Annotated in this window: 18 protein-coding genes; 8 read left to right on the top strand and 10 right to left on the bottom strand. The window is 65.3% G+C overall.

Annotation, left to right across the window (positions count from 1 at the left end; translation table 11 throughout):
- Nucleotides 1-27 precede the first annotated feature (27 nt).
- A complete protein-coding gene (locus AC3FLX_RS14950) occupies nt 28-1,284 on the bottom strand; it encodes an allantoate amidohydrolase (RefSeq protein ID WP_488697745.1) in 1,257 nt (418 codons plus the stop codon).
- A 396-nt stretch (nt 1,285-1,680) separates the two neighbouring features.
- On the opposite strand from AC3FLX_RS14950, the gene AC3FLX_RS14945 reads away from it, so the two are divergent.
- Nucleotides 1,681-3,084 carry a C4-dicarboxylate transporter DctA gene (locus AC3FLX_RS14945; RefSeq protein ID WP_488697743.1) on the top strand — a complete coding sequence of 468 codons (1,404 nt, stop codon included), beginning with the start codon at nt 1,681-1,683 and terminating at the stop codon, nt 3,082-3,084.
- 52 nt (nt 3,085-3,136) lie between these two features.
- The gene (locus AC3FLX_RS14940; RefSeq protein WP_488697865.1) at nt 3,137-3,829 is read left to right on the top strand and encodes a GntR family transcriptional regulator; all 693 of its coding nucleotides are present in this window, start codon (nt 3,137-3,139) and stop codon (nt 3,827-3,829) included.
- Between the two features lie 330 nt (nt 3,830-4,159).
- On the opposite strand, the gene AC3FLX_RS14935 is transcribed toward AC3FLX_RS14940, so the two are convergent.
- Both AC3FLX_RS14935 and AC3FLX_RS14930 read right to left on the bottom strand, forming a co-directional pair.
- Complete coding sequence (locus AC3FLX_RS14935) at nt 4,160-5,110, bottom strand: LysR family transcriptional regulator (RefSeq protein WP_488697741.1); 951 nt, start codon at nt 5,108-5,110, stop codon at nt 4,160-4,162.
- A 114-nt stretch (nt 5,111-5,224) separates the two neighbouring features.
- Complete coding sequence (locus tag AC3FLX_RS14930) at nt 5,225-5,893, bottom strand: hypothetical protein (protein ID WP_488697739.1); 669 nt, start codon at nt 5,891-5,893, stop codon at nt 5,225-5,227.
- A 287-nt stretch (nt 5,894-6,180) separates the two neighbouring features.
- Here AC3FLX_RS14930 and gcl point away from each other — a divergent pair, with 287 nt between their 5' ends.
- The 6 genes from gcl to ypfJ all read left to right on the top strand — a co-directional run bounded on the left by gcl (nt 6,181) and on the right by ypfJ (nt 13,979).
- Complete coding sequence (gcl, locus tag AC3FLX_RS14925) at nt 6,181-7,965, top strand: glyoxylate carboligase (protein WP_488697738.1); 1,785 nt, start codon at nt 6,181-6,183, stop codon at nt 7,963-7,965.
- Nucleotides 7,966-8,088: 123 nt separating this feature from the next.
- Nucleotides 8,089-8,868, top strand: coding sequence for a hydroxypyruvate isomerase (gene hyi / locus AC3FLX_RS14920; RefSeq protein ID WP_488697737.1), 780 nt, complete (start codon nt 8,089-8,091; stop codon nt 8,866-8,868).
- Nucleotides 8,869-9,059: 191 nt separating this feature from the next.
- On the top strand, nt 9,060-9,983 hold the full coding sequence (locus tag AC3FLX_RS14915) for a 2-hydroxy-3-oxopropionate reductase (RefSeq protein WP_092602296.1): 924 nt from the start codon (nt 9,060-9,062) through the stop codon (nt 9,981-9,983).
- 77 nt (nt 9,984-10,060) lie between these two features.
- Nucleotides 10,061-11,383, top strand: coding sequence for a glycerate kinase type-2 family protein (locus AC3FLX_RS14910; RefSeq protein WP_488697734.1), 1,323 nt, complete (start codon nt 10,061-10,063; stop codon nt 11,381-11,383).
- Between the two features lie 43 nt (nt 11,384-11,426).
- Entirely contained in the window at nt 11,427-12,893 is a 1,467-nt protein-coding gene (gene pyk, locus AC3FLX_RS14905) for a pyruvate kinase (protein ID WP_488697733.1), read from the top strand.
- A gap of 192 nt (nt 12,894-13,085) precedes the next feature.
- The gene (gene ypfJ, locus AC3FLX_RS14900) at nt 13,086-13,979 is read left to right on the top strand and encodes a KPN_02809 family neutral zinc metallopeptidase (protein WP_488697731.1); all 894 of its coding nucleotides are present in this window, start codon (nt 13,086-13,088) and stop codon (nt 13,977-13,979) included.
- Between the two features lie 167 nt (nt 13,980-14,146).
- On the opposite strand, the gene AC3FLX_RS14895 is transcribed toward ypfJ, so the two are convergent.
- The 7 genes from AC3FLX_RS14895 to AC3FLX_RS14865 form a co-directional block, all read right to left on the bottom strand.
- Nucleotides 14,147-14,491: a hypothetical protein gene (locus tag AC3FLX_RS14895; protein WP_488697729.1), complete on the bottom strand. Its 345-nt coding sequence runs from the start codon at nt 14,489-14,491 to the stop codon at nt 14,147-14,149.
- A gap of 290 nt (nt 14,492-14,781) precedes the next feature.
- The gene (rnk, locus tag AC3FLX_RS14890; RefSeq protein WP_488697728.1) at nt 14,782-15,195 is read right to left on the bottom strand and encodes a nucleoside diphosphate kinase regulator; all 414 of its coding nucleotides are present in this window, start codon (nt 15,193-15,195) and stop codon (nt 14,782-14,784) included.
- A gap of 439 nt (nt 15,196-15,634) precedes the next feature.
- Complete coding sequence (locus AC3FLX_RS14885) at nt 15,635-16,069, bottom strand: Cd(II)/Pb(II)-responsive transcriptional regulator (RefSeq protein ID WP_488697726.1); 435 nt, start codon at nt 16,067-16,069, stop codon at nt 15,635-15,637.
- 69 nt (nt 16,070-16,138) lie between these two features.
- Nucleotides 16,139-16,525 carry an adenosylmethionine decarboxylase gene (gene speD, locus AC3FLX_RS14880; protein ID WP_488697724.1) on the bottom strand — a complete coding sequence of 129 codons (387 nt, stop codon included), beginning with the start codon at nt 16,523-16,525 and terminating at the stop codon, nt 16,139-16,141.
- 12 nt (nt 16,526-16,537) lie between these two features.
- Nucleotides 16,538-16,696, bottom strand: a complete 159-nt coding sequence (locus AC3FLX_RS14875; protein ID WP_488697722.1) for a hypothetical protein — start codon at nt 16,694-16,696, stop codon at nt 16,538-16,540.
- A gap of 13 nt (nt 16,697-16,709) precedes the next feature.
- The gene (locus AC3FLX_RS14870; protein ID WP_488697720.1) at nt 16,710-18,287 is read right to left on the bottom strand and encodes a DUF4178 domain-containing protein; all 1,578 of its coding nucleotides are present in this window, start codon (nt 18,285-18,287) and stop codon (nt 16,710-16,712) included.
- Nucleotides 18,288-18,293: 6 nt separating this feature from the next.
- Nucleotides 18,294-19,331: an SPFH domain-containing protein gene (locus AC3FLX_RS14865; RefSeq protein WP_488697718.1), complete on the bottom strand. Its 1,038-nt coding sequence runs from the start codon at nt 19,329-19,331 to the stop codon at nt 18,294-18,296.
- Nucleotides 19,332-19,333: the final 2 nt, after the last annotated feature.

The raw sequence follows: 19,333 nt of genomic DNA, 5'->3' as shown, positions 1-19,333 counted from the left end.
TCGATGCGTGGTGGCTTTCAGGAAGCCTTACTGGGGACGGTGGAAGTGTTCGACGAAGTCCGTGAACACGCGCGCCGCTGTCTGGGCGTCTTCGGCCGTCATGGTCTCGGTGGGGTGGTGGCTGATGCCGCCGTTGCCGCAGCGAACGAACAGCATGGCCACATCGGCGATGGCGGAGATAGCCATAGCGTCATGGCCGGCACCGGAGGGCAGGTGACGCACGGGCACGCCCTGGCGATCCACGGCAGCGGCCCATTGCGACTGCAGCCACGGCGCGCACGGCACGCTGGCCGCCTCATGCGTCTTGCGGATCTGCGCGCGCACATTGCGGCGCGCGCAGACACGTTCGATTTCGGCCAGCACATCGTTGACGGCGGCCTGGCGCTCGGCATCGACGCCGGCGCGGATATCGATGGAAAACGTCGCACGGCCCGGCACCACATTCGTGGCACCGTTCGGTACGTTGAACTGTCCAACGGTGCCCACCAGGCCCGGCTTGCCACCGCAGCGTTTTTCGATGAACAGGCCGATCTCCGCGCCGGCCATCGCGGCGTCGCGGCGCATGTCCATCGGCACCGTGCCGGCGTGGCCGGCCAGTCCTTCGAGTTCGACGATAAAGCGCGTGGCGCCCGAGATCGCGGTGACCACGCCCACGGGCAGGCCTTCGTTCAGCAGCACCGGACCCTGTTCGATATGCACTTCGATAAAGCCCAGCACCTTGCTGCGATCGTGCTTGGCAGCCGGCAGCTGCGCGGCGTCGAAGCCGGCTTCGCGCATGACATCGCGCATGGTCTTGCCGGAATCGTCGAGGTTGTCCAGCACGTTGGTATCGAACGTACCGGCGATGGCCCGGCTGCCCAGCAGCGTGGCCTTGAAACGTACGCCCTCTTCCTCGGCAAACCCAACTACTTCGATCGCAAACGGAAAGCGCTTGCCCTGGCGGTTCCACTCGGCCACGCAGGCAGTGGGCAGGATCACGCCGAGATTGCCGTCGAAGCGGCCCGCGTCGCGCACGGTGTCGAAGTGCGAACCGGTCAGCAGCGCGGGAGCGTCCGGTGCAGTGCCTTCGTAGCGGCCGATCACGTTGCCGGCGGCGTCGCGGCGCACGGTCATGCCGGCCGCCTGCATCCATTCGGTCAGCTGCGCGGCCGCGCCGTGGTGGGCGTCGGTCAGGTAGGTACGGGTGAGAAGCCCGGGCTGTTCGGTGTGAACGGCCAGGGCATCGGCCCAGGCCATGATGCGGGTACCGGTGTCAGCGGACAACGGCGTAGGGGTTGCTGCCATGTGCGTGTCTCTCCTGCTGCTAGTGCCTGAGCCCGGTCGAAGGATGCCTGGCAAACCTGCCAGTCCGGGCGGGCGCCCGGGGCCGTGCTCTCTATTCTGTGCGATTCATGTTAGCACAGTGAATTCAAAAATTGCATACAAAAATGATATGCACTATATTAGCCTCCACGCACCGACAATCCGCCGCGGACAATCCGGTCCCAACAAGTGGATAGCGCGAATTCCGCCTCAACAGGGAGGCTTTCCGCGCAAGGCAACGCTCTCAGGGCGATTGCCACAGGTGCATGCCAGCCCGCCAGTCGACAGGCATGTGACGGCGGGCATTCCTGAACCAGATCAGGGCCGGCCGATGGCGATCCCCAGCCGCCACGGACCAGGCCCGGCACGGAGACAACGATGCAGCATGTCGTACCCCCGCAGCGCGCCGCCAACGCACGCCTGCACACCCGCTTCACCCGTTCCCTCTTTGGCCAGGTGCTGATTGCCCTGGCGCTCGGCACCCTGCTAGGGCTGGCGTTTCCCGAGTTCGCCGCCAAGCTCAAGCCGCTTGGCGATGGCTTCATCAAGCTGATCAAGATGCTGATTGGCCCGGTGGTCTTCTGTGTGGTGGTAGGCGGCATCTGCGGTGCCGGCGAACTCAAGAAGGTGGGGCGCGTGGGCATCAAGGCGGTGGTCTACTTCGAGATCGTCACCACCATCGCGCTGGCACTGGGTATCGCGCTGGCCTACGTGTTCCGGCCCGGCACGGGCATGAATGTGAACCCGCACAATCTCGACGCTTCGGCGATGGCCGCATACATCGAGTCGGCAGACAAGGTGAAAAGCGCGGGGACGGTCGACTTCCTGATGAAGTTGATCCCGAACACGATCATGGGCGCGTTCACCAGTGGAGACGTGCTGCAGGTACTGCTGGTCTCCGTGCTGTTCGGCTGCGCGTTGTCGGTGGTTGGCGAGCCTGCCCGGCCGCTGGTAAAGCTGATCGACAACTTCTCCGGCGCGCTGTTCAAGATGATGGGGTTCATCATCAAGCTGGCGCCGCTGGGCGTGCTGGGCGCCGTGGCGTTCACGGTGGGCAAGTACGGCATCGGCTCGCTCAAGCAGCTTGGGTTCCTGGTGATCCTGTTCTACGGCGCCGTGCTGATCTTCGTGCTCGGCGTGCTGGGCCTGGTCATGCGCCTGTGCGGCTTCTCGGTGCTCAAGCTGATCCGCTATCTGCGCGCGGAACTGCTGGTGGTGCTGGGCACGGCGTCGTCTGACAGCGTGCTGCCGCAGGTCATGAAGAAGCTCGAATACATGGGCATCAAGAAGTCGGTGGTGGGCCTGGTGATTCCCACTGGCTACTCGTTCAACCTCGATGCGTTTTCGATCTACCTGACGCTGGCCGCGGTCTTCATCGCGCAAGCCACCAACACGCCGCTGGCGCTGGGCGATCTGCTCGGCATCCTGGCGGTGGCGCTGGTCACGTCCAAGGGCGCGCACGGCATTCCCGGCTCGGCCATCGTGATCCTGGCGGCCACGCTGTCGGCGCACCCGGCCATTCCGGCCATCGGCCTGGTGCTGGTGCTGTCGGTGGACTGGTTCATCGGCATCGCCCGTGCGGTGGGTAACCTGATTGGCAACTGCGTGGCTACCGTCGTGGTGGCGGCGTGGGAGCGCGATATCGACCGCGAACGCGCCCACGGTGTGCTCAACGGCACGATCCCGACCGGCGAGCTGGACGAAGGCCTGTCGGCGTTGGTGGAAGGCTCCGGGGAAGTCCCGGTACCGGCACCGCTGCCCGGCGCGGCCTCGGGGCGGTAGAATCGCGCCATCCCAGTCACCGCGCATGTCCGGCAAGAGACGCGCGCTCACCATGCCCGAGCACATCGATCCAGACATGACCGCCGAGGCGATCGCCGACGATATCGTCGCGGCGATTGTCTCGCACCGGCTGCCGCCCGGCACCAAGCTGCGCGAGGAAGCGCTCGCCAGCGTGTATCGCGTGAGCCGTACCAAGGTGCGCGCGGCACTGCTGATGCTGTCCAAGGACAAGGTCATCCAGATCGTGCCGGACAAGGGCGCGTTCGTGGCCAAGCCGAGCGCGGAAGAGGCGCGCGAGGTTTTTGCCGTGCGCCGCATCCTGGAAGCCGCCCTGGCCCGCGAATTCGTCGCCAAGGCGACGGCGGCCGACTACAAGCGCATCGAGAAGCATTTGGTGGCCGAACGCAAGTCGCTGGCAGGCAACGACGCGCAGACGCGCACGCGCCTGCTGGGCGACTTCCATATCGTGCTGGCCGAAGTGGCGGGCAACAACGTGCTGACCGAAATCATGCGCGAGCTGTCGATGCGCAGTGCGGTGATCACGATGCTGTACCAGAGCCGTCGCGATGCCACGTGCTCTTCCGACGAGCATCGCGCGTTCATCGAAGCGGCCAAGGCCGGCGACGCCGACCGCGCGGTGGCGCTGATGGTGGAGCACCTGAACCACGTCGAAAGCGCGTTGCATTTTGAGGAAACGCCAGCCAGCGCGCGCGGCAAGGACCTGGTTGCCGCGTTGCTTGCGTAGGTCGATGCAACTGGGTTGATCGCCATCAAGGACGAAAACGGGGTAGGAGGCGCATCATTCCTCTCGCCATGAAGTTGCGGGGGCGCACTTCATGAGCTCTCCCCGTCCTTCGCAAGAAGGGCTGCCCGCAGACCGCAATGGCTGCGGGCTTTTTCTTTTGTGCGTCGCTTTCTGTACGTCCCCTTCCGTACGCCTCCCCTTCCGTACGCCTCCCCTTCCGTACGCCTCCCCTTCCGTACGTCTCCCCTTTCGTACGTCTCCCCTTTCGTACTTCGCCGTCCCTTCCGTACTTCGCCTTTTGTTCGCCGCTTCCCTACTGCCGATGGCCTGTCATTGCGCGCTGGCGGCAAGCGTCCCTGGCGTCCAGCTACTGCCACGCTCGGTCCAATATCCCGGCTTTGCGAAAGCCTGCTTCAGGTGTTCGATGAAGAAGCGGATCTTGGCCGGCACCGGACGCTGCTGCGGGTACACGGCCAGGATGTCGTAATCCGGCAACGCGAATTCATCAAGTACCGTGATCAGTTCTCCGCTTTCGAGCTGGGGCAGGATTTCCCACGTCGAGCGCCAGCCCAGCCCGAGGCTTTCGCCGGTCCAGCGATGCAGCAGTTCGCCGTCATTGCAGTCGAGGTTGCCGCGCACCCGCACGGTCACGGTCTTGCCGTTCTGCTGAAAGTACCAGCCGCGCTGTTGGCCACCCTGCAGGTTGAACGCCAGGCAGTTGTGCTTTTCCAGGTCTTCGAGCGTATGCGGCACGCCATGCTTGGCAAAGTAAGCGGGCGTGCCGCACACCACGCGCTTGTTCGTCGCCAGCTTGATGGCTACGAAATTCGGATCGATCGCGCCGCCGATGCGGATACCCAGGTCATAGCCCTCGCGCACCAGGTCCACCACGCGGTCGGTGAGATTGAACGAGATCTGGACTTCGGGGTTGGCCGCCAAGAAGGCCGGCGCATGCGGCGCCACATGCTTGCGGCCGAACGCGGCCGGTGCCGAAACGATCAGGTGGCCGGTGGCCTTGTGCTTGCCTTCGGCAATCAGCATTTCGGCGCGGTCGAGGTCGGATAGCGCTTTCTTGCACTGCTCCATGAACGCGGCGCCCTGCTCCGTGACCACGATGCGCCGGGTGGAGCGATGCAGCAGCTTCACGCCGATTCGCGCCTCCAGCGCGTTGATGCGCCGGCCGATCATGACCGGCGTCACGTTCTGCGTCAGGGCCGCCGCGGCCATGCTGCCATGTTCCACCACGGCGATGAATGCTTCGATTTGTTTGAGTTTGTCCATAACGCCATTTGTCTCCTGCCGCCACATTGTGAGGCATTGGAGCCATGATGCGATATCCCCGCCTTGCGATGCCGTGCATCCGGGCGGAGCAATGAACCTGTCGGGAGCGCTCGGCTAGCGGCCGAGCTTCGCGTTGATTTCCGCGGCCTCACCCAGCACATAGGCCAGCCGCCGCAACGGTGCGCTGCATTGAAGCTGCGCGAACAGGGCCAGCGCGGCGCCGAGTACCAGCACCGCACCGTAGATGGCCACCAGCGCGGGTCCGTGACCGGGCTTTACCACCGACAGGCCGTCGGCCAGCACCACGGCTGCCGGCGCCAGCGCCAGGACAAGCGCCACCGTGCGCGCTCCGCCCTCCCAGAGCCGGGCTTGCAGCAGGATGCGGCGCTGCCGTGCACGCAGCTGCAGTGGCGAAATCCGCCCCAGGCGCAGCAAGAGCGCGTTTTCCACGTCGTTCTGGGCATCGACGCGGCGCGACAGCCAATGCATCGGATGCCGCAGTGCATCACGACGCGCCAGCAGCCGCATCAGCCATGCCCCAACGTAGAACACGCCGCTGATGGCCAGCAGCACGTGAAACGCCTGCGGCAGCCACTCCGGCGGCGGTTGCAGCAAAACCTGATGCCACCAGACCAGCCCGCCGCCCGCCACCATAGACGGCACGAGCGCGAGGACGAACCCGGCCCACAACACGGTCGCCAGACGGCTGTCCGGCGACTTGTCGGCCGGCGTCGTCTGCAGTGCTTCCATCAGTTCGTAAGTGGTCGGCAACCGCGTGTACATGGGTCAGACAGGGCAATTCCAAACCCGCTATTTTGACCCGGGCACCGCTACCCCCGATAGGGGAAAACCGTACCAAATTGACCGATCCCCACGTCTCGGGGGAGCCACTCGGACGGCGGCCCCAACGTATCTTTTGATGCACTTCTCAAAGTCGGATGCTGCACCATTCCATACGTCAGGTATCGAATCAACTGATCGCCCTTCTGTTTATCCACAGGCCGCTGCGGGCATAGCATCAACGCCAGAACGAATCCCACTCATTGTTTTCAAGCGTACTGGAGAGAGACATGCCGAAGATGAGAGCAGTCGACGCGGCCATCGCCGTGCTGGAGAAGGAAGGCATTACCACCGCGTTCGGCGTGCCCGGCGCCGCCATCAACCCGTTTTACTCGGCGATGCGCAAGGCCGGTTCCATCCGCCACCTGCTGGCGCGCCACGTGGAAGGCGCCTCGCACATGGCCGAGGGCTACACCCGTGCCGAACCCGGCAACATCGGCGTCTGCGTCGGCACGTCCGGCCCCGCTGGCACCGACATGATCACGGGCCTGTACTCGGCCTGGGCCGATTCGATTCCCATCCTGTGCATCACCGGCCAGGCGCCGCGCGCCCGCCTGTACAAGGAAGATTTCCAGGCCGTCGATATCGAATCGATCGCCAAGCCCGTGACCAAGTGGGCCGTCACCGTGCGCGAGCCGGCACTGGTGCCGCAGGTGTTCCAGCAGGCGTTCCACCTGATGCGCTCGGGCCGTCCGGGTCCCGTGCTGATCGACCTGCCGTTCGACGTGCAAGTGGCCGAGATCGAATTCGATCCGGAAACGTACGAGCCGCTGCAGCCGTACAAGCCGGCCGCCAGCCGCGCGCAGATCGAAAAGGCCATCAGCATGCTGAACCAGGCCGAGCGCCCGCTGATCGTCTGCGGTGGCGGCGTGATCAACGCCAATGCCAATGAGCTGCTGGTCGAGTTCGCCGAACTGGTCAATGTGCCGGTCGTGCCGACGCTGATGGGCTGGGGCGTGTTGGCCGACGACCACCCGCTGCAAGCCGGCATGGTGGGTCTGCAAACGTCGCACCGCTACGGCAATGCCACGCTGCTGGCATCGGACTTCGTGATGGGCATCGGCAACCGCTGGGCCAACCGCCACACCGGCAGCATCGACGTCTACACGCGCGGCCGCAAGTTCGTGCACGTCGATATCGAACCCACGCAGATCGGCCGCGTATTCGGTCCGGACCTCGGCATCGTGTCGGATGCCAAGGCCGCGCTGGAGCTGTTCGTGGAAGTGGCGCGCGAAATGAAGATGGCCGGCCGCCTGCCGTGCCGCAAGGCCTGGGTGGCCGACGTGCAGAAGCGCCGCCGCACGATGAAGCGCAAGAGCGACTTCGACAACGTGCCGGTCAAGCCGCAGCGCGTGTACCGCGAGATGAACCAGTACTTCCCGCGCGACGTGCGCTACGTGACGACGATCGGCCTGTCGCAGATCGCCGCCGCGCAGTTCCTGTCGGTGAACCAGCCGCGTCACTGGATCAACTGCGGCCAGGCCGGCCCGCTGGGCTGGACGATTCCCGCCGCGATCGGCGTGAAGACCGCCTCGCCGAACTCGGACATCGTGGCCATCTCGGGTGACTACGACTTCCAGTTCATGATCGAGGAACTGGCCGTGGCCGCGCAGTTCAAGGTGCCGTACATCCACGTGGTGGTGAACAACTCGTACCTGGGCCTGATCCGCCAGGCGCAGCGCAACTTCGAGATGGACTACTGCGTGCAGTTGGCCTTCGACAACATCAACGCGCCGGAGCTGGAAGGCTATGGCGTGGATCACGTGAAGGTCGTGGAAGGGCTGGGCTGCAAGGCGATCCGCGTGTTCAAGCCGGAAGACATCGCCCCCGCCTTTGCCGAAGCGCGCGACCTGATGGCCGAGTTCTCGGTGCCGGTGGTTGTCGAGGTGATCCTGGAACGCGTGACCAACATCGCGATGGGCACGGAGATCGACAACATCAACGAGTTCGAGCCGATCGAAGACCTGGAAGACACCGAAGAAGCGATCCTGGCCGAAGAGACCACCACCGCGTAAGTCTCGGGCCTGAAGACTCGCATACGAGCCGAGCCAGACACCGTTTCAGCAGTACGCCCCTCCGCCCCGCTCCACCGGGGCGGGCGGGGCACCGTTTTTCCCAACACCGAGAGAGACATCACAATGCCAAAGCTCGCAGCCAACCTGACGATGCTGTTCAACGAAGTGGGCTTCCTGGACCGCTTCGAGGCCGCCGCCCGCGCCGGATTCCGTGGCGTGGAGTTTCTGTTTCCGTACGCCTTCCACGCCGATCAGATCGCAGACCGCCTGAGCCGCTTCCAGCTGGACCTGGTGCTGCACAACCTGCCGGCCGGCAAGTGGGAAGCCGGTGAGCGCGGCATCGCGTGCCACCCGGATCGCGTGGGCGAATTCCAGGACGGCGTGGGCGAAGCCATCAAGTACGCGAAGGTGCTGGGCGTGCGTCAACTGAACTGCCTGGTCGGCATCCTGCCCCAGAACGTCAAGCGCGAGCAGGCCAACGAAACGCTGGTCGAGAACCTGCGCTTCGCCGCCAACGCGCTGGCCAAGGAACAGATCGATCTGCTGGCCGAGCCGATCAACACGTTCGACATTCCCGGCTTCTTCCTGTCCCGCACGCAGCAGGCCGTCGATCTGATCGGTCAGGTCAACGCGCCCAATCTCTACGTGCAGTACGACATCTATCACATGCAGCGCATGGAGGGCGAGATCGCCAACACGATCCGCGCCAACCTGCCGAAGATCCGCCACGTGCAACTGGCCGACAACCCGGGCCGCAACGAGCCGGGCACCGGCGAACTGAACTACCAGTACCTGTTCCGCTTCCTCGACGAGATCGGCTACCAGGGCTGGATCGGCTGCGAGTACAAGCCGAAGACGACGACGGAAGCCGGCCTTGGCTGGCGCGCGGCGCACGGCGTTTGAAGCACCCCGGATCTACTCCCCTCTCCCGCTTGCGGGAGAGGGGTTGGGGGAGAGGGCCACAAGGCTCTGCTTGCCGACGGTCGCAATTTGAACTGCCCCGCCCTCTCCCCCGCCCCTCTCCCATGAATGGGAGAGGGGAGAAACCCATCAGCAATTGAAACGAATTCGTTAATCTCAGAGGAGACATCAACATGGCAAACCAACGTAACGTCGGCTTCATCGGTCTGGGCATCATGGGCGCCCCGATGGCGGGCCATCTGCGCGCCGCCGGCCACACGCTGTTCGTGCATGACGTGAACCCGGCCCCGCAGGCCCTGGTCGATGCCGGCGTGACCGTCTGCACCAGCGCCGAGGAAGTGGCAAAGCGCGCCGACATCGTGATCGTCATGGTGCCGGACACCCCGCATGTGGAAGCCGTGCTGTTCGCCGAAAAGGGTATCGCCGCCGCGTTCAAGGCCGCTGGCAAGGAAGCCACCTACGGCAAGATCGTGGTCGACATGAGCTCGATCTCGCCCATCGCCACCAAGGACTTTGCCGCGCGCATCAACAAGCTGGGCGCCTCGTACCTGGACGCGCCGGTATCGGGTGGCGAAGTCGGTGCCAAGGCCGCATCGTTGACGATCATGGTCGGCGGCCCGTCGGAAGCGTTCGACGAAGTGAAGCCGCTGTTCGAGCTGATGGGCAAGAACATCACGCTGGTGGGCGGCAACGGCGATGGCCAGACCACCAAGGTGGCCAACCAGATCATCGTGGCACTGAACATCCAGGCCGTGTCCGAAGCGCTGTTGTTCGCGTCGAAGGCCGGCGCCGATCCGGCCAAGGTGCGCCAGGCGCTGATGGGCGGCTTTGCGGCTTCGCGGATTCTTGAAGTGCACGGCGAGCGCATGGTCAAGCGCACCTTCGATCCGGGCTTCCGTATCGAACTGCACCAGAAGGACCTGAACCTGGCACTGCAGGGCGCCAAGACGCTGGGCGTGTCGCTGCCGAACACGTCGGCCGCGCAGGAACTGTTCAACGCCTGCGCCGCCAACGGCTACGGCAAGCTCGACCACTCGGCCCTGTGCCGCGCGATCGAAATCATGTCGAACCACGAGATCGCCAAGGCCGCGAAGTAAGTTCCCCAGCAGCATCGCAGCCGTCTTCGCGGGAGGGCGGCTGCGCCGTATTTCCGCAAGCATTCCTCAGGATTCGCATGTACGCCACCGACGCCAACGCCGCCTTGCTTTCTCCGCAGCGGCAGACCGACTTTCGCAACCCTGCCCAGGCCCGTGCCCTGCTGCGCGACCTGTTCGACACGGCAGTGGCCGCCGTGAGCGCCAGCCACTGCCTGCCGCCCCACCTGCCGCAACCGCCGAAGGGGCGCACCGTGGTAATCGGTGCCGGCAAGGCCGCCGCCGCGATGGCGCAGGCCGTGGAAGCGCACTGGCAAGGCGAGCTGTCGGGGCTGGTGGTGACACGCTACGACCACGGCGCCGATTGCAAGCGCATCGAAGTCGTCGAAGCCGCCCACCCCGTACCCGATGCAGCGGGCCAGCAGGCCGCGCAACGCATGGTGGAACTGGTGCAGGGCCTGACCGCCGACGACCTCGTGCTGTGCCTGATTTCCGGCGGCGGTTCCGCGCTGCTGGCCGCTCCCGCTCCCGGCCTGACGCTGGCCGACAAGCAGGCCGTGAACAAGGCGCTGCTGCGCAGCGGCGCCAGCATCGGCGAGATGAACTGCGTGCGCAAGCATCTGTCCGCGCTCAAGGGTGGACGGCTGGCCCTGGCCTGCGCACCGGCGCGCGTGGAAACACTGCTGATTTCCGATATTCCCGGCGATGATCCGACGCTGATCGCCAGCGGCCCGACGCTGCCCGATGCCACCACCTGCGCCGACGCGCTCGCGGTCATCGCCAAGTACAACATCGACGTGCCGGCCAACGTGCGCGCGCATCTGGAATCCGGTGCCGGCGAAACGCCCAAACCCGGCGACGCACGCTTCGAAGGCCATCGCAGTGTCACGCTGGCCAGCGCGCAGCAATCGCTGGAAGCCGCTGCCGCCCGCGCCCGCGAACTGGGTCTGACCGCGCACATCCTGTCCGACAGCATCGAGGGCGAAGCCCGCGACGTGGCCGAAGTGCATGCCGCCATCGCCCGTCAGGTCGCGGCGTATGGCCAGCCATTCCAGAAGCCATGCGTGATCCTGTCCGGTGGCGAGACCACGGTCACGGTGCGCGGCAATGGCCGCGGTGGCCGCAACGCCGAGTTCCTGCTGTCGCTCGCCGTGGCGCTCGATGGCCTGCCCGGTGTGCACGCGATTGCCGGCGACACCGACGGCATCGACGGCTCCGAAGACAACGCCGGTGCGCTGCTTGGCCCCGACACGCTGACGCGCGCCGCATCGCGCGGCCTGTCCGCCCGTGCGCACCTGGACAACAACGACGGCTACGGTTTTTTTGCCGGCATCGACGACCTGATCGTCACCGGCCCGACCCGTACCAACGTCAACGATTTCCGCGCGATCCTGATCGTTTGAGATCGCGAGCCACAGCACAAAGAGGATGGAGAAGGAGACATTCATGAGACGCCAGCGCAAAGCCAAGATCGTCGCCACCCTGGGCCCGGCCAGCTCGGACATCGCGGTCATCCGCCAGCTGTTCGATGCCGGGGCCGATGTGTTCCGCCTGAACTTCAGCCACGGCAACCATGAGGACCACCGCGCGCGGTATGACGCCGTACGGCAGGTGGAAGCGGAGACCGGCCGCCCGATCGCGATCCTGGCCGACCTGCAAGGCCCGAAGCTGCGCATCGGCACGTTTGCCGCGGGCAAGGTGGCGGTGCGCGCCGGGGACCCGTTCGTGCTCGACAGCGATCCCACGCCGGGCGATGGCACGCGCGTGTACCTGCCGCACCCCGAACTGTTCAAGGCGGCCAGCGCGGGTCAGTCTCTGCTGATCGACGACGGCAAGGTGCGCCTGAACATCGAGGCCGTGTCGAGCGGCAGCATCACCACGCGCGTGGCCAACAACGGCACGCTGTCGGACCGCAAGGGCGTGAACGTGCCCGATGCCGTCATTCCGATTCCGGCGCTGACCGACAAGGACCGCCGCGACCTGGCGTTTGCGCTGGAGCTGGGCGCCGACTGGATCGCGCTGTCATTCGTGCAACGTCCGTCGGATATCGTGGAAGCGCGCGAAATCATCGGCACGCGCGCCGGCGTGCTGTCGAAGATCGAGAAGCCGGCCGCGCTGCAGCAGCTCGACGAAATCGTGCGTGTGTCCGACGCGGTCATGGTGGCGCGCGGCGACCTGGGCGTGGAACTGCCGCCCGAGCGCGTGCCCGGCGTGCAGAAGCGCATCCTGCGTGTCTGCCGTCAGCTCGGCAAGCCGGTGGTGATCGCCACGCAGATGCTGGAGTCGATGATCGACTCGCCGGTGCCCACGCGCGCCGAGGCATCCGATGTGGCGAGCGCCATCTACGACGGCGCCGACGCGGTGATGCTGTCGGCCGAATCGGCGAACGGCCGCCATCCGGTGCCGGCCGTGTCGATCATGGACCGCATCATCGCGGAGGTCGAGCGTGATCCGCTCTACCGCAACATGATCGATGCCCAGCACGAGGTGCCGCTTTCCACGCGTCAGGACGCCATCTGCGCCGCGCTGCGCGAGGTCACCCAGATCATCGGCGCCAAGGCGACGGTTACGTACACGTCGTCCGGCGCCACCGCGTTGCGCGCCGCGCGTGAGCGGCCGTGCGCGCCCATCGTCAGCATCACGCCGAACCTGGATATCGCGCGCCGCCTGGCCATTACCTGGGGCGTGCACTCCACGGTGAGTCCGGACGTGCAGAGCGTCGACGAAATGGTGGAGGCGGCCGCGCGTGCCGCGCTGGTGGAGGGCTATGCCGCGCCGGGCGACCAGATCACGATCGCCGCCGGCATGCCGTTTGGCCAGGGTGGTACCACCAACCTGCTGCGTGTGGCCGAAGTCGGCACCGAGGTAGCCGTGCTCGATATCAGCAAGGCACCCGCATCGGCCACGGTCTGACGCGCCCGCGACATCTTTTTTCCCTGAGTCGGGCAGGTTGACCGCCTGCCTACCGGCCGTCCGCGCACCATAGCCCGGTGCTTGCGGGCGGCTTCTTTTTTCAAGGTAACGATTTGTGCACGGCCGCCTGCTGCAAGGCGCCGTTGCTATACTCCATCGGCATCAACAGTCCCTCCGACGGAGCGTGAAAACATGCGTCTCGATGACGAAGCCGAAAGCCAGAATGTAGAAGACCGCCGCGGTGGCGGTGGCGGAGGCGGCTTTCCCATTGGCGGCAAGTCGATCGGGATCGGCACGGTCATCATCGCGCTGGCCGCGTCTTATTTCTTCGGCATCGATCCGTCTCTGATCCTGCAGGGAGGATCGGCGCTGCAGCAGCAACAGCAGCAGGTGCCGCAGTCGCAGTCACAGTCACAAACGCACCGGCCGCCCGCGACCGACCAGTTGTCCGTGTTCACGCGCAAGGTACTTGGTAACACCGAGCGCACCTGGGAACACATCTTCGAGACCGATCTGAACCGCCGCTACGCCCCACCCACGCTGGTGATGTTCAGCGGCGCGACGCCCACCGCGTGCGGCACGGGCCAGTCGGCAATGGGTCCGTTCTACTGCCCGGCCGACCAGAAGGTCTATATCGACCTCGCGTTCTACAACGAACTGCGTCAGCGTTTTGGCGCGGGCGGCGATTTTGCCCAGGCGTATGTGATCGCGCATGAGATTGGCCACCATGTGCAGAATCTGCTGGGCGTATCCGGCAAAGTGGACGCCGCGCGACGCCGCATGGGCGAGGCGCAGGCCAACCAGCTTTCCGTACGCATGGAATTGCAGGCCGACTGCCTGGCTGGCGTCTGGGCCGCCACCGCTGGCAAGCTGAACCAGCAGCTGCTGGAGCCAGGCGATATCGAACAGGGCTTGAAGGCCGCCGCCGCCATTGGCGACGACCGATTGCAACGGCAGGCGCAGGGCTATGTGGTGCCCGAGGCGTTCACGCACGGCACCAGCGAGCAGCGTGTGCGTTGGCTGCGCCAGGGGCTGTCAACCGGCGACATCCGCAAATGCGACACCTTTGCCGCGCGGCAACTGTAAAGGGATTGGGAAGAAGCGGAGCAGGAACTGCAGGCGGGAAAAATCACCTGCGCGACGGAGAGAGAAGGAGGAGGTCGGTCGCGCAGGTGGGAGAGAAACCGGAAATCAGAATCGGCGGCCCAGGGGTGACACGGGGCCGCCGATTTGCGTTCTGGCGGGACAGGTCATCAGACCTTGTAGCCGTACAGATCGCCGTTGCGCGAATTATCCAGCGCCGAGCCGGAGATCTCGCCGCTGAATGCGTGCGAGCCTTCGCTGAAGCTGTCGAACTTGCCGGTACGTGCACCTTCACCGAACGAGTCGAACTTGCCCTGACGGGCTCCGTCCGTGTAGGTGTCGTACTTGCCGATCTTCGAACCTTCACTGAACGTGTCGAACTTGCCGGTGCGCGCGGCGTCGGCGTACACGTCGAACTTCCCGACCTTCTTGGTCGTGGCTGGCGCGGCAATCGCTGCCGACGCGGCAAACGCGGCGAGCATGAGAGCGCCGCCAAGGATACGTTTGGCGTTCATCTGGGACTCCTTCAACTGATTCACAACTTTTTTATGGACACAGCTGACTGCTGCCCGGACGCGCTATCTGTGTAGCGATACGAGCACGGAGTGAAGGTTAGTGGCTAGTAGTTCTACGAGAAATACCGCTGCGACGAATGGTGCGTTGCACGCCGTGAAACGCTGGGTCTGTGGATGAACGGTTCGGGGCGGCCACCGAACGGCAGCCAGGCTGGGAATTCCGCAGTACGGAACAGGCCACCTACCCTTCGGTACGAAAGAGTGCGGGTGGCCCGGGTTCTTGCACGCGCCTAGAGCGTGTACTGCCCGCTCGCTTCGGGCTGGAACGCAATGCTGACAATGGTCACGCGCTGGGCGCTGCCGTTGGGCAGGCGATAGTCGACAGTGTTGCCGGCGCGCGCGCCGAGCAGCGCCTGACCGATCGGCGACAGTACCGACAGCCGGCCCGCCGCCAGGTCGGCGTCATCGGGGTAAGCCAGTGTCCACTCGCGCGGAGACGCTTCTCCCTCCAGCGTGCATACGACACGCGAGTTCATCGTGACGACATCCTTCGGGATCGCATCGGGCGCGACGATGGCCGCGCGTGCCAGCAATTCATCGAGCATCTCGTCGAGTTCGGCGGTGCCGGCGCGGCTGGCGATGCCTTCCAGGCGGGTCACGTCGAGTTCTGTGAGATAGAGGGTCGGGTTCTTGGTCTTTGCCATGTGTGCCTCTCGCAAAGGCGGCGGACGTCGCGTCGGTGCGACGCGGACGGCAGCCGTGGGGAAATCGTTCGGACCAGCACCGCACGGGCGCTGGCAAGCTCTACAGCGGAAAAGCTGGTGGCTCCGGCCCGGTTCGGCACCGGACCCTTGCTACTTAGGAATGGGGTCGGTCAGGCCGGGAACCGGGCGGGATCAAGCGGGGCGTTGATCCGGCGGCTGGCGGTGATGGGCTGCGCCACCGTGCGCGCGCGCGCCGGTCGCATGGCGCGGACCAGAACAAGTGCGGCGGACGGAAAGTGGCGAGACATCGTGAGAATTTTCTGTGTAACGAATAAGCGTCAATGCGACGCGAACGGCCATGCTAGCACAGGCCCGCCGTGACGGCGGCCAGGACGATTCCCCGCTGACGCGGGGGAACGCCCAGGCAGTATGAGATGAATCAATGCCGTGGATGGCATTCGCATGCGGCGCCTTCGGCTGCCTGCTGCAGGTTCTGCAGAATGCCGCATTCGCTGGCCGGATGCGGATTCGGGTTTTCGCAGGTGTGCCGCAACGCGCGCAACTGCGTCTCCAGCGCTTCCAGCGACACACGCTGTGCGTGGATCTGCTCGATCTGGCGATCCAGCAATGTGTCGATGTCGTCGCAGGCCAGCGACGGATTGCGCTGGAAATCGCGCAGCCGGCGCACATCGGCCAGGCTCATGCCCAGCGACCGGCAGTGGCGCACGAAATTGAGCTGCACAAGATGGCCGTCGCCGTAGCGGCGGTAGCCGTTGTCTTCACGCTGCGGGGCGTCAAGCAGCCCTTCGCGCTCGTAATACCGGATGGTTTCCACGTCGCAACCGCTATGGCGCGACAGTTCGCCGATGCGCATGGCCGGATCTCCGCGTTGGTTCCTCGATCCCTGTAGCGATTACAGGGTTAAGCACGCAGTGTAGACCCGTCAGGCGGAACGCGCAAAACCCGGGCCGCGCGCATGGTCTCGCACCTGCCAGTCGGCCGGGCACAGGGTGCCGACGATGACATCGACCCCGAGTTCGGGCCGCGCGGTGCCGCACATGAAGATATCCACGGCCGCATAACCGTACTCGGGCCAGGTGTGGATGCTGATATGGGATTCCTTGAGCAGCAGCACGCCGGTGACGCCGAGTCCTGGCCCGAAATGATGCAGCCGTGCATCGACCGGGGTGGCGCCCGCCGCCAGCGCGGCATCCCGCAGCACGCGTTCGATCGCCGCCGCATCCGTCAGCAACGCGGCGTGCACGCCACGCATGTCCAGCAGCAGGTGGCGGCCAAGAACGGTTGGGCAATCAAGCCGGGGCGCGTTCATCGATGTCTATATCTATTTGTGACCGCCGCCGGATGACCAGCCGCTGCCGCTCGAACCGCTCCAGCCGCGCGCCGACCCTCCCGACGCCGACGAATAGCCCATCGACGCCATCGTGTAGAACGTGACGCTGAACAGGATGATGAGTCCGTAGACCAGGAACAGAAATCGCACGTATCAGCCTTTCTTAATCGCCACCACCGCCATCACCGTCGCCTGAATCGGCATCGCCACCATCGCTATCGCGCCGCCGCGATCCCGGATCGGAGATGTAGCGCACGACCCAGAGCGGCAACCAGAGCAGCAGCGTGCCGAGCACCAGCCCGGTGAAATTGCCGCGTCCGAAGAACGCCATCGGCGCGTTGAGCAGCCACATCACCAGGACCGTGCCCCACGCGATACGGCGGCAATAGGCCAGATCGCCGCCGGCCGGCGCATCGCGCTTCTGCTCGGGCAGCCTGCTCGCTTCCGCCAGTGCCTTGTTGCCCTTGAACCATTGCGCCAGCTGCGTGCGGCTGACCGTGGTCGAGCGCGTCCAGACGATCTCGGTCGCGGTTGCCTCGCGTGTCAAACGCCGCGCTGGCGGGCCGAACTCGGTCAGGTGCGTCACATCGCCCGCCTGTACGCGCCAGTTGAACGTACCGGCGGCATACAGCACCGTGCTCCGGTACGCGTAGCCTTTCTCGTACTTCTGGCCCATCAGCACGGCGACCGACGATTGCGCGGTGTCTGGCCAGACGTCGAGCACATGCACGCGATCCCAGCCGGCATCCTGCTCCACCAGCCACATAAAGCCGGCCTGCTCGTTGAACAGCAGGTACTCGACCCACGTGGACGCCTCGTCTTCGTCATCGTCGATGCACTGGAGCAGCCCCAGCACCGCGTATGGCTTGCCGTCGATGTTGCCGATCTCGCCAGGCGTCAGGCTGGTCTTGAGCGCTTCGATCTCGGCATGCTTTTCGAGCACGATCGCCGTCGACGTCGTGCAATCGACTTCGCTGTGGCAGCTCGCACACACCACGAAGTTCGCCACGCCCGGGCGCCAGCTGATCGGGCTGCCGCAGTTCGGGCAAGACAGCGGCACCGCCTTGCCGCGATACCGGTCGGCGGTGCGGCCGATGGCATCGGACTCGCGCAGGAACTGGGCCTTGAGCTGCGGCAGCAAAACGGCCTCGCCCTTGTAGACCGCCGGCGGATAGCCATCGGCATAGTCCAGCGTCAGAAACTTGCCCGACTCACGGAAATCGGCCACCTGCGCGGTCCAGCCACTGCCCACCTTGAAGGGCAACTCGCCTTCGCCGCCGGTGCAGCGCGCGACGCGCACATCGCTGGCGATGTAGCGCAGGTTGCCGAAGAACAGCGCCTCGCCGGGACGCAGGTGATCGAACGTGGGCGCCTTGCTGACCGAGGCCTTCTTCGCCTCCTCTTGTGGCACCTGCCGCGTGAGCATGTATTGCCCCGACGCATCGGCCAGCCAGCCATCCGTACCGTCGTCGAAAAGCAGATACCACTCGTTCCACAAGCCCGCGTCGTAGCGCAACTGGATACGGCCCACGAGCGTGAAGCCCTGCCCCTGCCACACGCCGCTGGAATTGATCTGGAGCGGTGTGTAGTCCTCCAGCACGGCCGACATCTTGCCGATATCGCGTACCTGGTCGGCCTCGCGCAGCAACGTGCTGTGGCAATACTCGCAGACCGCCATGACCGCGGCGGACGAGCGAAAGCTGACCTCCGCGCCGCAGCCCGGACAGTTGACCGTTTGCATCCGGAATCAGCCGACCAGTTTCTTCAGGATCTCCGCCTTGGCCGAGTCGAACTCCACCTGCGAAATCAGGCCCTTGTCGAGCAGTTCCTTGAGCTTGCCAAGCCGCGCGGCCGGGTCGTCGGCAGCGGGCGCCGCGGCACCGGCGGCACCGGCCGCTGGCGCGGGGGCGCCCGGCGCTCCGGCCACGCCCCCGACCAGTCCGCCGGCCATCGCCTGGCCCATCACCGCACCTGCCGCCAGGCCCGCGCCCAGGCCGGCCACGCCACCTTCGTTCTGTGCCGCCAGCGGAATCGAGCTGGCCACCTGGTACTGCGTGTACTTGGCCATATCGCCCATCATGCCCATCGAGATGCGCGTGTCGATGGCCTTCTGCAACTCCTCGGGCAGCGACACGTTGGTCACCGCGAAGTTGTCCAGTGCCACACCGTAACGCGCGAACTCGGGCACCAGTTTTTCGCGGATGGTCTGCGCCATCAGCGTCTGGTTGGCCGCCATGTCCAGGAACGGGATCGACGACGCGCCCAGCGTGCTGGTCATCGTGGCGATCAGCAGGTTGCGCAGTTGCTCTTCCACTTCGTCACGCGAGTACTCGGCGCGCGTGCCGCTGATCTCGGTGTAGAACAGTTTTGGATCGGCAATCTTGTACGAGTACAGACCAAACGCGCGCAGCCGCACCATGCCGAAGTCCGCGTCGCGGATCGTGATCGGCTGCGCCGTGCCCCACTTGCGGCCAATCTGCAGCCGCGTGCTGAAGAAGTAGACGTCGGACTTGAACGGCGATTCGAAGAGCTTGTCCCAGTTCTTCAGGTACGTCAGCACCGGCAGCGTCTGCGTGGTCAGCTTGTACATGCCCGGACCGAACACATCGGCGATCTTGCCTTCGTTGACGAAGACCGCCATCTGCGATTCACGCACCGTCAGGCTGCCGCCGTACTGGATCTCCATGTCCTCCATCGGATAACGCCAGGCCAGTACGCCGTCGGCGTCCTCGGTCCACTGGAGGATGTCGATGAACTGCTTCTTGATGAATGACCCGATACTCATGT

It is taken from the genome of Cupriavidus sp. 291-E7, assembly GCF_057798835.1.
This window is presented reverse-complemented; position numbering and strand designations above follow the sequence as displayed.

Coding starts and splice junctions, on each gene's coding strand:
- AC3FLX_RS14950 (WP_488697745.1), bottom strand. CDS start 1,284: ATGGCAGCAACCCCTACGCCGTTGTCCGCTGACACCGGTACCCGCATC.
- AC3FLX_RS14945 (WP_488697743.1), top strand. CDS start 1,681: ATGCAGCATGTCGTACCCCCGCAGCGCGCCGCCAACGCACGCCTGCAC.
- AC3FLX_RS14940 (WP_488697865.1), top strand. CDS start 3,137: ATGCCCGAGCACATCGATCCAGACATGACCGCCGAGGCGATCGCCGAC.
- AC3FLX_RS14935 (WP_488697741.1), bottom strand. CDS start 5,110: ATGGACAAACTCAAACAAATCGAAGCATTCATCGCCGTGGTGGAACAT.
- AC3FLX_RS14930 (WP_488697739.1), bottom strand. CDS start 5,893: ATGTACACGCGGTTGCCGACCACTTACGAACTGATGGAAGCACTGCAG.
- gcl (WP_488697738.1), top strand. CDS start 6,181: ATGCCGAAGATGAGAGCAGTCGACGCGGCCATCGCCGTGCTGGAGAAG.
- hyi (WP_488697737.1), top strand. CDS start 8,089: ATGCCAAAGCTCGCAGCCAACCTGACGATGCTGTTCAACGAAGTGGGC.
- AC3FLX_RS14915 (WP_092602296.1), top strand. CDS start 9,060: ATGGCAAACCAACGTAACGTCGGCTTCATCGGTCTGGGCATCATGGGC.
- AC3FLX_RS14910 (WP_488697734.1), top strand. CDS start 10,061: ATGTACGCCACCGACGCCAACGCCGCCTTGCTTTCTCCGCAGCGGCAG.
- pyk (WP_488697733.1), top strand. CDS start 11,427: ATGAGACGCCAGCGCAAAGCCAAGATCGTCGCCACCCTGGGCCCGGCC.
- ypfJ (WP_488697731.1), top strand. CDS start 13,086: ATGCGTCTCGATGACGAAGCCGAAAGCCAGAATGTAGAAGACCGCCGC.
- AC3FLX_RS14895 (WP_488697729.1), bottom strand. CDS start 14,491: ATGAACGCCAAACGTATCCTTGGCGGCGCTCTCATGCTCGCCGCGTTT.
- rnk (WP_488697728.1), bottom strand. CDS start 15,195: ATGGCAAAGACCAAGAACCCGACCCTCTATCTCACAGAACTCGACGTG.
- AC3FLX_RS14885 (WP_488697726.1), bottom strand. CDS start 16,069: ATGCGCATCGGCGAACTGTCGCGCCATAGCGGTTGCGACGTGGAAACC.
- speD (WP_488697724.1), bottom strand. CDS start 16,525: ATGAACGCGCCCCGGCTTGATTGCCCAACCGTTCTTGGCCGCCACCTG.
- AC3FLX_RS14870 (WP_488697720.1), bottom strand. CDS start 18,287: ATGCAAACGGTCAACTGTCCGGGCTGCGGCGCGGAGGTCAGCTTTCGC.
- AC3FLX_RS14865 (WP_488697718.1), bottom strand. CDS start 19,331: ATGAGTATCGGGTCATTCATCAAGAAGCAGTTCATCGACATCCTCCAG.